Source organism: Nonomuraea purpurea, from assembly GCF_042650645.1.
Taxonomy (GTDB): Bacteria; Actinomycetota; Actinomycetes; order Streptosporangiales; family Streptosporangiaceae; genus Nonomuraea; species Nonomuraea purpurea.
This window is the reverse complement of the sequence record NZ_JBHSBI010000009.1, coordinates 290,367-302,747: the sequence shown is the minus strand read 5'-3', so window position 1 is coordinate 302,747 and position 12,381 is coordinate 290,367. Positions and strand designations below refer to the sequence as shown.

Annotated in this window: 10 protein-coding genes; 5 read left to right on the top strand and 5 right to left on the bottom strand. The window is 70.1% G+C overall.

The window, feature by feature from the left end:
* Positions 1-188: 188 nt before the first annotated feature.
* Entirely contained in the window at positions 189-1,850 is a 1,662-nt protein-coding gene (locus ACFOY2_RS20180) for a class I adenylate-forming enzyme family protein (RefSeq protein WP_379529590.1), read from the top strand.
* A 371-nt stretch (positions 1,851-2,221) separates the two neighbouring features.
* On the opposite strand, the gene ACFOY2_RS20175 is transcribed toward ACFOY2_RS20180, so the two are convergent.
* Positions 2,222-4,396 (bottom strand): glucuronyl esterase domain-containing protein, encoded by a 2,175-nt coding sequence (locus tag ACFOY2_RS20175; protein WP_379529589.1) that lies wholly within the window; start codon positions 4,394-4,396, stop codon positions 2,222-2,224.
* 259 nt (positions 4,397-4,655) lie between these two features.
* Between ACFOY2_RS20175 and ACFOY2_RS20170 the strand changes: the two genes are divergently transcribed.
* From ACFOY2_RS20170 to ACFOY2_RS20160, 3 genes are all read left to right on the top strand, one after another.
* Positions 4,656-5,060 carry a hypothetical protein gene (locus ACFOY2_RS20170; protein ID WP_379529588.1) on the top strand — a complete coding sequence of 135 codons (405 nt, stop codon included), beginning with the start codon at positions 4,656-4,658 and terminating at the stop codon, positions 5,058-5,060.
* A 14-nt stretch (positions 5,061-5,074) separates the two neighbouring features.
* On the top strand, positions 5,075-5,428 hold the full coding sequence (locus ACFOY2_RS20165; protein WP_379529587.1) for a nuclear transport factor 2 family protein: 354 nt from the start codon (positions 5,075-5,077) through the stop codon (positions 5,426-5,428).
* 94 nt (positions 5,429-5,522) lie between these two features.
* Positions 5,523-6,827 (top strand): MFS transporter, encoded by a 1,305-nt coding sequence (locus ACFOY2_RS20160; RefSeq protein WP_379529586.1) that lies wholly within the window; start codon positions 5,523-5,525, stop codon positions 6,825-6,827.
* A 209-nt stretch (positions 6,828-7,036) separates the two neighbouring features.
* On the opposite strand, the gene ACFOY2_RS20155 is transcribed toward ACFOY2_RS20160, so the two are convergent.
* The gene (locus ACFOY2_RS20155; RefSeq protein ID WP_379529585.1) at positions 7,037-7,777 is read right to left on the bottom strand and encodes a metallophosphoesterase family protein; all 741 of its coding nucleotides are present in this window, start codon (positions 7,775-7,777) and stop codon (positions 7,037-7,039) included.
* A 110-nt stretch (positions 7,778-7,887) separates the two neighbouring features.
* Here ACFOY2_RS20155 and ACFOY2_RS20150 point away from each other — a divergent pair, with 110 nt between their 5' ends.
* On the top strand, positions 7,888-8,493 hold the full coding sequence (locus ACFOY2_RS20150; protein WP_379529584.1) for a Uma2 family endonuclease: 606 nt from the start codon (positions 7,888-7,890) through the stop codon (positions 8,491-8,493).
* Positions 8,494-8,495: 2 nt separating this feature from the next.
* Here ACFOY2_RS20150 and ACFOY2_RS20145 read toward each other — a convergent pair whose 3' ends face one another.
* From ACFOY2_RS20145 to pheS, 3 genes are read right to left on the bottom strand one after another with little or no spacing between them, the layout of a single operon-like run.
* Complete coding sequence (locus tag ACFOY2_RS20145; RefSeq protein WP_379529583.1) at positions 8,496-8,729, bottom strand: hypothetical protein; 234 nt, start codon at positions 8,727-8,729, stop codon at positions 8,496-8,498.
* A gap of 55 nt (positions 8,730-8,784) precedes the next feature.
* On the bottom strand, positions 8,785-11,340 hold the full coding sequence (locus ACFOY2_RS20140; RefSeq protein WP_379529582.1) for a phenylalanine--tRNA ligase subunit beta: 2,556 nt from the start codon (positions 11,338-11,340) through the stop codon (positions 8,785-8,787).
* Complete coding sequence (gene pheS, locus ACFOY2_RS20135) at positions 11,340-12,380, bottom strand: phenylalanine--tRNA ligase subunit alpha (protein ID WP_379529634.1); 1,041 nt, start codon at positions 12,378-12,380, stop codon at positions 11,340-11,342. The genes ACFOY2_RS20140 and pheS overlap by 1 nt, the downstream gene beginning before the upstream one ends.
* Position 12,381: the final 1 nt, after the last annotated feature.

Sequence of the window (12,381 nt, the reverse complement as noted above, 5' to 3'; positions counted from 1 at the left end):
ACATGCTGGCATGGGGTCAATGGCGGGTTCACACGCGGAGTAACGCAGCAGTTGGGAGCTAGAAACTATCGGTATAGACATGAAACTTTCACCAATGGGCGTCCCGTTTTCCCCGGTCTAGCGGGACGTACCTACCGGTCGGTACTGTGAATTATCCGGAATAATCGTCTATTGCGGGAGTTCTGCGTATGGCCCTCACGCACGCCCAGGTCACGGCCCAGCTCACCGGCCCCGGCCAGCTCTTCGAGATCGAGGAGATCGGCGACACCGGGGTCCGCACGTGGAAGCACGCCCCCGCCCACTTCCGCGCCCTGCTGGAGATGAGCAGGTTCCACGACGACAAGGTCTTCCTCGTCTACGAGGACGAGCACCTGACGTTCGAGGACGTCTTCCGCCGCGCCGCCACCCTCGCCGGCCGCCTGGTCGAGGAGTACGGCGTGACCAAGGGCGACCGGGTGGCCGTAGCCATGCGCAACTACCCGGAATGGGTGATCTCCTTCTCCGCGGTGCTGGCGGCCGGGGCCATCGCCGTACCGCTGAACGCCTGGTGGACGGAGCCCGAGCTGACCTACGGCGTGCGCGACTCCGGCGCCAAACTGCTGATCGCGGACGGCGAGCGCGCGAGCAGGCTGACCTCGACGGGCGTGCCGCTGATCGTCACCAGGGGCGAGGTCCCGGCGGGGGCGCGCGCGTTCGACGACGTGCTGGGCGAGGTCACCGCCGACGTGCGACTCCCCGACGTCCGGCTCTCCCCCGACGACCCCGCCACGATCTTCTACACCTCGGGGACGACCGGCAACCCCAAGGGCGCGCTGGGCAGCCACCGCAACCTGGGCCAATCCCCCATGACGGTCGCCTACGGCCTCCTGCGCGCGGTGGCCATGGCGGGCAAGGACGTCGCCGCGGCGACGGGCACACGCCGCATCACCCTGCTGACCGTCCCCCTCTTCCACGTCACCGGCTGCTTCTCGGCCATGACCACCACGATGTTCAGCGGCGGCGGCCTGGTGCTGATGTACAAGTGGGACCCAGGGCAGGCCCTGCGGCTGATCGAGCGGGAGAAGGTCACCGCCATGATCGGCGTCCCGACCAGCGCCTGGCAGCTCATGTCCCACCCCGACTTCGGCAGGCACGACCTGAGCTCCCTGACCACCGTCGGCTACGGCGGCGCCCCCGCCCCGCCCAAACTGCTGGAGCGCATCACAGAAAACCTCCCAGAGCGTGCCCCCTCCAACGGCTACGGCATGACCGAGACCACCGCCCTGGCCATCGGCCACGGCGGCGCCGACTACCAGGCCAGGCCCGACAGCATCGGCCTGCCCTCCCCCGTGGTGGACGTGCGCGTGGTCGACCCGATGGGCGAGGAGGTGCCGCCCGGCGAGGTCGGCGAGCTGTGCGTACGCGGCCCGAACGTCATCATGGGCTACTGGAACAAGCCGGAGGCCACGGCGGAGACGTTCGTGGGCGGCTGGCTGCACACCGGCGACCTGGCCAAGATCGACGAGGAGGGGTTCGTCTACATCGTCGACCGGGCCAAGGACATGGTGATCAGGGGTGGGGAGAACGTCTACTGCGCCGAGGTCGAAGCCGCCCTTTTCGAGCACCCGGCCGTGGACGACGCGGCCGTGATCGGGGTGCCGCACGACGAACTGGGCGAAGAGGTCGGCGCGGTCATCCGGCTGGCCCCCGGGCAGTCGGTCACGCCCGAAGGGCTACGGACGTTCCTGGCTGATCGGATCGCCAAGTTCAAGATCCCCGTACACGTCTGGTTCCGCGACACCGAACTGCCCCGCAACCCCGGCGGCAAGATCCTCAAAACCCGGCTGCGCCGCGAAATCCTCGGCCCCTGACCAACCCCCTGATCCGCCTTCCCGACCAAACGCCCAAGCCCGTCCCCTGATCGGCTTTCCGGCCGCACGCCCAGCCCGAGCCCCTGACCCGCCTTCCCAACCGCACGCCCAGCCCCAGCCTCTGATCGGCTTTCCGGCCGCACGCCCACCTGATCCGCCTTCCCAACCACACGCCCAACCGAGCCCTGATTCGCTTTCGCGGCCGTAAGTCTGGCGGCCCGAGTCCCTTTCGGCTTTCCCGGCCGCGCGCCCGGCCTGGTGCCGTACCGGGCGGGCCTCCGCCGCGTCGCGTCCGGCCATCCTCGTCCTCGGCGATCCACGGTGGTGCCGGGCCCCGGCCCGCTCGCACCGGGCCGGGGTGTGCCGAGCTGTCAGGCGCAGGTGTATCCGGACGGCAGGGCGGTGTTCCCGTTCGGGCGGCTCGCCTGGAAGCCGACGCTGGTGGTGGCGGCCCCGGGGGCGAGGGTGCCGTTGTGGGCGACGTTCCTGATGGTCACGCTCTGCCCGCTGACGGTCGCGGTGCCGTTCCACGAGCCGGTCAGCGTGTGCCCGGCGGGCAGGGTGAAGGTGACCGTCCATCCGGTGATCGTGGAGGTGCCGGTGTTGGTGATGGTCAGCGGCTGGACGACATACCCGGTGGCCCACTGGGTCTGCACGGTCGGTGCGGCCGTACAGGCCCCGGTGGGCGTGCCGGGCTGGGTGGTGACCTGCACGGTGTTCGAGACCGGCGAGGTGTTGCCCGCGGCGTCCCGCGCCCTGACCTGGTAGCGGTAGGTGGTGCTCGGGGTCAGGCCCGTGTCACCGTACGAGGTCGTGGCCGAGGTGCCGACCTGGGTGAACGTGCCGCCGCTCGCGCCGGTCGCGCGCAGGAGGTCGTAGCCGGCGACGCCGACGTCGTCCGTCGAGGCCGTCCAGCTCAGGTTCGTGCCGGTGGACGTGGTCCCCGAGGCCGCCAGGCCGGCCGGGGCCGTCGGCGGCGAGGTGTCGCCACCGGTGGCGGCCGTGGTGAAGGTGACCGGTGGCGAGCCGCCGGACAGGTTGCCCGCGCCGTCACGCGCCCGTACGTACACCTGGTACTGCGTCGAAGGGCTCAGCCCGGTGAGCGTGATCGAGTTCGTGGTGGACTGGCCGAGCTGCGGGTCGGTGGCGCCCTGCTCGCGGTAGACGTTGTAGCCCGCCAGGCCCGACCCGCCCTGGTCGGTGGAGGCGGCCCAGGTCAGCGCGGCGCTGGTGGCGGTCACGTTCGAGGCGGTGGGGGTGCCCGGCGTGCTCGGCGGGGTGGTGTCGCCGGAATCGCCGAGTGCCGGGGTCTGCCAGTCTCTCCATTCGGCCAGATTGCCGCTCGCCCTGGACGAGATCCTCATCGCGCCGGGAGCGTTGCCCGTCTTCAGCAGGAACTTCTGGATGCTCTGCTGCAACGGGGTCCGCCATTCTGGCCTGTTGGCGCAGTGGTTGCCGTCCTGGATGTCGGACCAGTACGTGATGTTGTCCCCCGCCCCGAGCGCCTTGTAGACCTCCGCCCCGCCCAGGGCCGCCACGCTAGCGGATCGGGGACCCAGGTTGGTGATGTGTGGATTGTCCATGATGAACAGCCCACGCGGCGCGACCATGGCCACCATCTCGTGCGTGTCCACCGGCAGCCTGGTCGGGCTGCTGGTGAAGGAGCCGAAGGCGTCGCCGAGCCACGGCTGCTCTCCGTACGCGCTGCTCAGGCTCTGGGCGCCCTCGCCCGGAATCCCGCGGAAGATGGGCACGCCCGCGCTGCCCGACTCGATCGGCATGGTCAGGGCGATGCGCTGGTCGAACGCGCCGGTCACGAAGGCGCCCTTGCCGAACCGCGAGCATCCCGTGACGCCGGTCGCGTCCGCTCTGAGAATGGCGCCGTCCGACTGCTCGATGACGTCGATGATCCGGCTCACGCCCCAGCCCCAGGCGAGCAGCAGCCCCGTGCTGCTCGACGAGCCGTAGATGCTGTAGAAGGCGCCCTGCTTGTTGTTTCTCGGGGTGCCCTCACGCCCGACCGCGTAGGGGTCGTAGCTGATGACGGCGGCGCCGGCCGCTTGGATGGCGGCCGTGTCCGCGCCGAACCCGCCCAGGACGACGATGGCGGGGAAGGGCCCTGGACCGCTCGGCAGGGACACGCTCGCCGAGAAGGAGGCGCTTTTGCCGTTGTGGTTCACGTTCACGGTGATGCCGGTTCTGGAGACCGTCCCCGTGACGCTCGACGGCTTGACCGGCTTGTCGCCGTAGACGAACTTCTCCGCCAGCCTTTTGATCTCCTCCCGCCGGCACCGCCACTCGGACCTGGCGGAGATGCGCGTCCCGTCGAGCTTCCTGAACGGGTCGGGCAGCCTGGCGTCGGTGGGTAAGGATCCCGCGTCGGGCAGGCCGGGCACCACGCAGTCGGCGCCCTCGTTCTCGACTCCAGCGGCCGCGGCGGCCTGGGTGGTTGCTCCCGTCACCGCTCCGGCGAGCGAGAGCGTCGCCGCCATCGCCAGCGCGACGGCCCTCGAACGGATCTTGGAGCGAGCCAAGCTGGTGATCACTGGGGCTCTCCCTTCCGGGTGGGATGTTGGCGATCAGTCTGGGAATCCGCTCGAAACATGTCAACGAAGAGCCGAAATATTTCAAGGACCGACGTATCATCACCCATCTGATCTGGCCATACAGCAACACCGCCACAGAAACTTTCGGAAGGCGCTGATTCGACCCCGTCGCGCGGCCATTACCTGGCGCGTAATCGCGGCCCCTACAAGGTGACTGGCATCGTTCAGGTGTCAGCACGAACCACGCGAGGAGCCCCAAATGACCGCACTGACCGTCACCGCCGACCGGACCAAGTTCCTGCGCCTCGTGCTGGCCGCCGACGCCATCGTCACCGGCGGCAACGGGCTGGTCTACCTGGCCTTCGCCACCCCCGTCAGCACCCTGCTCGGCCCCGACGCGGCCCTCCTGCGCGGGATCGGGATCTTCCTCCTCGTGTACGGCGCCGCCGTCGGCCTGGTCGCCGCCCGCCGCTCGATCAGCCTCGCCGCCACCAAGGCCGCGATCGCCCTGAACGTCGTCTGGACCCTGGGCAGCATCGCGGCCGTGGTCACCGGCGTGGCGGACTTCACCACGATCGGCGCCATCTGGGCCATCGCCCAAGCCCTGGTGGTCGGTGTGTTCGCCGAACTCCAGATCATGGGCCTCCGCAAGATCCGCGACTGAACAAGGAACCGACCATGAACCTCGTCGAACGCTACGTGGCCGCCTGGAACGAAACCGACCCGGCCGCCCGCGCCAAGGCCGTGGCCGAGCTCTGGACCGAGGAAGGCACCTACACCGACCCACTCGCCGACGTGGCCGGACACGCCGCCATCGCCGCCGTGATCGAGGGCGCGCAGGGCATGTTCCCCGGCCTGGTGTTCACCCCCGGCGACCTGTACGACGCCCACCACCACATCAGCAGGTTCACCTGGCATCTCGGTCCCGAGGACGGAGAGCCGGTCGCGACCGGTTTCGACGTGGTGGAGCTGGCCGAGGACGGCCGGATCCGCAGGGTCCTCGGCTTCCTCGACAAGGTCCCTGCCGCCTGACCGCTCCGCGAGGCCCCCGCTTCCGGTCGGGGGCCTCACCCTTACCGGAAATAGGTTTGCCCGGAACCCGTCCGCCGTCCGAGAATCGGACCTCGTGCTCCGTGGACTGAAACGCCTCCTCCGCCACCTGGTGCTCGATCTGAGCCCGCTGCGGGATTCGCGCGACTACCGCCTGCTTTTCTCCTCCGGCGTCATCACGATGTTCGGCACGATGATCACCATGGTGACCATCCCGTTCCAGGTGAAGGAGCTGACGGGCTCCTATCTGGCGGTCGGGCTGGTGAGCCTGGCGGAGTTCGTGCCAATGGTGGTGTGCGGCCTGTGGGGCGGGGCGATCGCCGATTCTCTCGACCGCCGCAAGATCATCGTCCTGAGTGAGCTGGGCCTGCTGATCACCTCGGCGGCCCTGCTGATCAACGCGCTGCTCCCTGACCCTCAGGTCTGGGTCGTGTACGTGGTGGGCGCCCTCGCCACGGGCATCGCCTGCCTGCAGCGCCCCAGCCTGGAGGCCGTGCTGCAACAGGTGGTCAAGCACGAGCAGCAGAGCGCGGCGGCGGTGCTGTCGAGCCTGCGCTGGAACTTCGGCGCCATCGCGGCCCCGGCCCTCGGCGGCCTGCTGGTCAGCGCCTTCGGCGCGGCGGCGGCGTACGGCGTGGACACGGCCACCTTCGTGCTGTCGCTGGCCCTGCTGTGGCCGATCAGGTCGCTGCCGCCCGCCGCCGACGCCGCGCCCGCGTCGCTGAAGTCGCTGGTCGAAGGCGTGCGGTACGCGGTGGGCCGCCGCGACCTGATGGGCACGTACCTGGTGGACATGGCCGCCATGGTGTTCGCGATGGGGACGGCGCTCTTCCCGTTCCTGGCCGACGAGCTGCGTGCGCCGCAAGCGCTCGGGCTGCTGTACTCGGCCGCCGCGGTGGGCGCCCTGATCGCCTCGCTCACCGGAGGCTGGACGGCCCGCGTGCAACGCCACGGCCTCGGCGTGATCGTCGCCGCCGTGCTCTGGGGCGCCGCCGTCGCCCTCTGCGCTCTGGCCCCCAACATCTGGCTCCTGATCGTCTGCATCGCCCTCGCGGGTGCGGCCGACATGATCAGCGGCATCTTCCGCATGACGATGTGGAACCAGACGATCCCGCCGGAACTGCGGGGGCGACTGGCGGGCATCGAACTGCTCTCGTACGCCAGCGGCCCGATGCTGGGCAACACCAGGGCCGGCTTGATGGCCGACCTCGGCGGCACCCGCTTCTCCCTCGGGGCGGGCGGCCTGCTGTGCGTCGCCGCCGTCCTCGGCCTGGGCTCCACGATGCCGAAGTTCCGCCGCTACGACGCCAGAACCGACGAGCACGCCCTGGCGGAGAAGGCCCGCCGACAGGCCGAAGTGACAACGGCCTCACATCCCTGACCACCGCCCACGCCCGACGATCACCGAATCACGAACCCACACCTCACTCACCCTGCGGGGCCACTCGCGCAGGCGCCGGGGCCGCGGCGGCCAGACGGGCTGGCGGCCGCCGCCCGGCGGGGGCCCGACGACCACCAGATCACCGAGCCACGTCTGACGGCCCGCCGCACAGCCGACCCCTGGCCCACCGAGCCATCGGGCGCGACCGGCTACCTCTTCTCCGCCTTGGCGAACGCGCGCAGCGCCTCGGCATCGGAGTAAACGTTGAGCACGTACTCCCCCACCCACTCCTCGATCCCCTCGAACCCGCTCTCCGCCACCAGCCGCTCCCCCGCCGCAACCGCGTCGTACGGCGTGTTCCGCAGCGTGACCGCCCCCGTCTCCCCGTCCAGCAGCGCCCAGTGCGCCCCGGTTCTCCCGTACGGCATCCCGACGGACCCCGGATTGACCACCAGCACCCGATCGGCCAGCCGTACGAACGGCATGTGCGTGTTGCCCAAGACGACGGTGTCGGCGCCCTCCCCCGCCAGCACCTCCCCCCACCGCTCCAGCGAGCTGTCGACGAGGATCATCTCCTCGTCGCTTCGCGGCGTGGCGTGCACGAACAACGTCGTCCCCAGGCGCCCCAGCTCCACCATCTGCCGATCGGGCAACGCGGCCAGCAACTCGACCTGGTCGCCCCGCAACCGCTCGGCCGCCCACTGACTGACGGCGTACTCGCTCGGCTTCCCCCGAACCACCTCCACCAGCTCCCTGTCGGCATTTCCGTTCACCCACAGCGCCCGCTCCCCCAGCGAAACGAGCACATCAAGCGTCTCGACCGGCATCGGCCCCGCGGCCATGTCCCCGGTGAGCACGACCAGATCGGCCCCTGCCACCTCTGGCTCGCCCAGCACCGCCTCCAGCGCGGGCAACACCCCATGAATGTCAGACAACACAGCGATTCGCATGCCACCAACTCTCCCCCACCCCGCGTGGCCCAGGACCCTCTGTTCGCGACCGACGAACGTATTCAGCTCATAACAGAACGTGATGCCATGAGATTGCGTAGCGTTGGGGCATGACAGCCGAAGCGGTGATCCCGGAGATGACGTCTTCCTCGCTGCCCGACTGGGTCTTCCCGCCACCGGGAGGCTTCGCCGCAGAAGCTCTCGATCACATTCCGGATTTGCCTGCGCACACAGAGTTGATTGATGGAAGCTTGGTGTTCGTGCGTCCTCGAGCGTCCTTCCACACGCTGCTAGTCGATCTTCTGACCGTTGCTCTCCGCCAAGCGGCTCCCGCACGCATGAGGGTGCGCCGCGAGATGAGTCTCATCCTCGCCAAGGCTCAACGGCCCGAGCCCGACCTCATGGTCATCAAAACCGAGGCGGTCCGTGGGAACGACGACACCTACTACAAAGCCGGGGACGTCGTCCTGATTGTCGAGGTCGTATCGCCTGAGTCGAAGGTCCGCGATCATCGACGTAAGCCTCAGCTCTATGCCGAAGCTGGCATATCGCATTTCTGGCTAATCGAGAAGAATTCCGGCGGGCCAACGGCGTACGTCTACGAACTGGACCCCGTCACCCGTTCCTACGTGATCACCGGCATCCACCGTGACCGGCTGAAGCTCACCGTCCCCTTCGACCTCGACATCGACCTCACCGAGATCGACGACCTCTGAGCTCAGCCCGCCTCGCGCCACCCCTCGTACCGCTCCACCAGCTCATCCACCTTGCCCAGCGCCCCTTCGTCGAGCCCTTCGGCCACGACCAGCCACTGCGCGTCCTCGGCGTCGTCCTCCCCCGCGAGCGTCTCCCGCACCACCCTCGGCACCCCGAGCGAAGGAAACCACTCCCCCAGCGTCTCAGCGACCTCTTCCGCGTCGTCGCGCTCGCTGAACACCAGTAGCTGTCTCATGCGTCCGCATTCTAAAACCCACGAAAGGGGCCGGCTCCGCACCGGCCCCTCCCGCTCAGGAGCTCCGCAGTTGGGCGCCCACGCGATCGGCCGCCATCGCCACCGCGGCGTCCCGCGCCGCCGTGGTCTCCTCGACCGTCAGCGTGCGGTCGGCGGCCCGGAACCGCATCGAGTAGGCCAGCGACTTGTTCCCCTCGCCCACCTGCTCACCGGCGTAGACGTCGAACAGCCGGATCGACTCCAGCAGCTCTCCCGCCCCGTCGCGCAGGGCGGCCTCCACGTCGGCGACCGGCGTGAAGTCGGGGACGATCAGCGCCACGTCCTGGGTGGCCACCGGGTAGGCCGACACCTTGGGCGTCTCGACGGGGCCGGGCATGAGCGACTCCAGCCGCGACAGCTCCAGCTCCATGGCCGAGGTCCTCGGCGGCAGCCCGTACGCCTCGATGACCCTCGGATGCAGCTCGCCCGCGTGACCCACCAGGGTGTCGCCGGCGTAGAGGGCGGCGCACCGGCCGGGGTGCCAGGGTTCGTGCTGGTCGGCGCTGATCGACAGCTCGACCCGCGACTCGGCCGCCACCAGCCGCGCGGCCTGCACCGCGTCGGCCCATGAGGCCTGACGGCCGCCGCCCCACCAGCCGGAGCGTTCGAATTCTCCGGTCAGCACGACGGCGACCCGCAGCGGCTGGTCGGGCAGCGCGGCCTCGATCGAGGCCAGCTCTTCCGCGGTGGGCCTGCGCTCGACGCCCAGCACGGGGGCGACCTTGGGGGCGTTCTCGCGCGGCCGGTAGACCGACCCCGTCTCGAACAGCGCCACGTCGGCGAACCCGCGCCCGACGTTGCGCACGAGAGTCTTGAGCAGCCCGGGCAGCAGCGTCGTGCGCATGAGCGGCTCCTCCTCCGACAGCGGGTTGGCCAGCCGCATGGCCTGGCGTCGCGCGTCGTCGGCGGGCAGCAGCAGCTTGTCGAAGTCGTCGCCGCTGATGAACGGGTAGTTCAGCACCTCGACGTAGCCGCCCCCGGCCAGCGCCCTGCCGACCCGCCTGTGCAGCCGCTGGCCCTCAGTGAGCCCGGCCCCGGCCGGCGCGGAGGGCAGCTCGGACGGCAGGTTCTCGTAGCCTTCGAGCCGGATGACCTCTTCGGCCAGGTCGTTGGGGTCGGTGAGGTCGGGGCGCCACGACGGCGGCGTCACCGTGATCATGTCGTCGCCGTTGACGGCCAGCCTGGCCGCCAGCGCGCCGCCGGTCACGACCCCGGTCGGGTCGGCGCCGCCCTTGCGCACAGCCGGGTCGTCGCCGTCGACGACGACGCAACCGACCTGTTCGAGGCGGGAGACGACGGTCTCCTTGGAGTAGGTCACCCCGGCCACCCGGCTCGGGTAACCGGCCGGGATCGCGATGCGCGCGGGCTCCACGTCGACCTGGGCGTGCGTGACCCCGGGCTCGACGCTCGCGCCGCCCAGCTCGGCCAGCAGCTGCACGGCCCGCCACGAGGCGACCAGCGGCAGCTCCCGGTCAACGCCGCGTTCGAACCGCTTGGACGCCTCCGACACCAACCCGTGCCTGCGCGACCCGCGCGAGGTGCCGGTCGCGGAGAAGTGGGCGGCCTCGATGACGATGTCGGTGGAAGCGTCGGAGATCTCGGTCTTCAGGCCGCCCATCGTGCCGGCCATCGAGATCGGCCCGGACTGGTCGGTGATGAGGATGTCGTCGGGGTCGAGCTCGCGGACCACGTGGTCGAGCGTCTCCAGGCGCTCACCCGGCCTGGCCCGGCGCACGACGATCTCGCCGTCCAGCGTGGACCGGTCGAACGCGTGCAGCGGCTGCCCCAGCTCCAGCATCAGGTAGTTGGTGATGTCGACGGCCAGCGACACGGGCCGCAGACCGGCGCGCGTCAGGCGTACCCGCATCCAGAGCGGACTCTGCGCGGCCGGGTCGAAGCCGCGGACCTCGCGCAGCACGAACCGGTCGCACGCGGTCGGGTCGCCGATCGAGGCCGGCCACGCCGGGCCGGTCGCGGCGGGCGGCTCGACGTCGGCGGGGTCGCGGAAGGCCACCCCGAACGCCGTCGCCGCCTCACGCGCCACGCCCCTGATCGACAGCGCGTAGCCGATGTCGGGCGTGATCTCCAGCTCGATCACGTCGTCGCGCAGCCCGAGCAGCTCGACCACGTCGGTGCCGATCGGGGTGTCGGCGGGCAGCACCATGATGCCGTTGTGGTCGTCGCCCAGCCCGAGCTCCCGCTCGGAGCAGATCATGCCTTCCGACATGCGCCCGTACGTCTTGCGCGAGCCCACCTCGAACCCGCCGGGCAGCACGCCACCGGGCAGGACGACGGGCACCCGGTCGCCGGCCTGGAAGTTCGTGGCGCCACAGACGATCATCCGGGGCGTCGCCTCGCCGGTCTCGACCTTGCAGTGCCTGATCGGCTTCTTGAACCCGGACAGTTCCTCGATCTCGAGCACCTCGCCGACGACGACGTTCTTGACGTCGTGGCCGTGCGAGGTGATCGACTCGAGCTTGAGCCCGGCCGCGGTGAGCTTGTCGGCCACTTCGTGGGCCGTGACCGCCGGGAGATCGACGTACTCCCGCAGCCAGGAAAGCGGGACCTTCATCAGATCTCCATTCCGAACGGGAGGGTGAAGCGCATGTCGCCCTCGACCATGTCACGCATGTCCTCGGCGTTGTGGCGGAACATCAGCGTCCGCTCGATGCCCATGCCGAAGGCGAAGCCGGAGTAACGCGACGGGTCGACCCCGCACGCCACCAGCACGCGGGGGTTGACCATGCCGCAGCCGCCCCACTCGATCCAGCCCTCCGACTTGCAGGTGCGGCAGGGCGGGTTGCCCGGCACGGCGGATGCGCCGCGGCAGACGAAGCACTTGAGGTCCATCTCGGCGGACGGCTCGGTGAACGGGAAGTAGTTGGGCCGGAACCGGGTCGTGATGCCCTTGCCGAACATCACCTCGGCGAACCGGTCGAGCGTTCCCTTGAGGTGGGCCATCGTCAGGCCCTCGTCGACGGCCAGCCCCTCGGTCTGGTGGAAGACCGGGGTGTGGGTGGCGTCGAGCTCGTCGGTGCGGAACGTCTTGCCCGGGGAGATCACGTAGACCGGCAGCTCGCGCTGGAGCAGCGCGCGGATCTGCACCGGCGAGGTCTGCGTGCGCAGCACCATGCCCGACTCGGTGGACTCGACGAAGAACGTGTCGTGGTCGGAGCGGGCCGGGTGGTCCTTGGCGATGTTGAGAGCGTCGAAGTTGAACCACTCGCCTTCGAGGTCGGGCCCCTCGGCCACCTCGTAGCCCATGGCGACGAAGGCGTCGGCGATGCGTTCCTGCAGCGTGGTCAGCGGGTGGCGGGCGCCGTGCGGCCGCCGGTCCCAGGCAAGGGTGACGTCGACGCTCTCCTCGATGAGCACCCGCGCGTCGCGCTCGGCCTCGAGCTCGGCCTGGCGGGCGGCCAGCGCCTCGTTGATCGTCTTGCGGGCGCCGCCGACGCGCTTGCCCGCCTCGGCGCGGGCGGCCGGCGGCAGGGCGCCGATCTCGCGGTTGGCCAGGGCGATGGGCGAGCGGTCACCCGCGTGCGCCAACCTGGCCTGCTTGAGTGCGTCGAGGCTGTCGGCCGCCTTGATCGCCGCGAGGGCGTCGGCCTCCATG

Bases quoted from the DNA above. Each gene is read 5' to 3' on its own strand.
- ACFOY2_RS20180 (WP_379529590.1), top strand. From the start codon at position 189: ATGGCCCTCACGCACGCCCAGGTCACGGCCCAGCTCACCGGCCCCGGC.
- ACFOY2_RS20170 (WP_379529588.1), top strand. From the start codon at position 4,656: ATGACCGCACTGACCGTCACCGCCGACCGGACCAAGTTCCTGCGCCTC.
- ACFOY2_RS20165 (WP_379529587.1), top strand. From the start codon at position 5,075: ATGAACCTCGTCGAACGCTACGTGGCCGCCTGGAACGAAACCGACCCG.
- ACFOY2_RS20155 (WP_379529585.1), bottom strand. From the start codon at position 7,777: ATGCGAATCGCTGTGTTGTCTGACATTCATGGGGTGTTGCCCGCGCTG.
- ACFOY2_RS20150 (WP_379529584.1), top strand. From the start codon at position 7,888: ATGACAGCCGAAGCGGTGATCCCGGAGATGACGTCTTCCTCGCTGCCC.
- ACFOY2_RS20145 (WP_379529583.1), bottom strand. From the start codon at position 8,729: ATGAGACAGCTACTGGTGTTCAGCGAGCGCGACGACGCGGAAGAGGTC.
- ACFOY2_RS20140 (WP_379529582.1), bottom strand. From the start codon at position 11,340: ATGAAGGTCCCGCTTTCCTGGCTGCGGGAGTACGTCGATCTCCCGGCG.
- pheS (WP_379529634.1), bottom strand. From the start codon at position 12,380: ATGGAGGCCGACGCCCTCGCGGCGATCAAGGCGGCCGACAGCCTCGAC.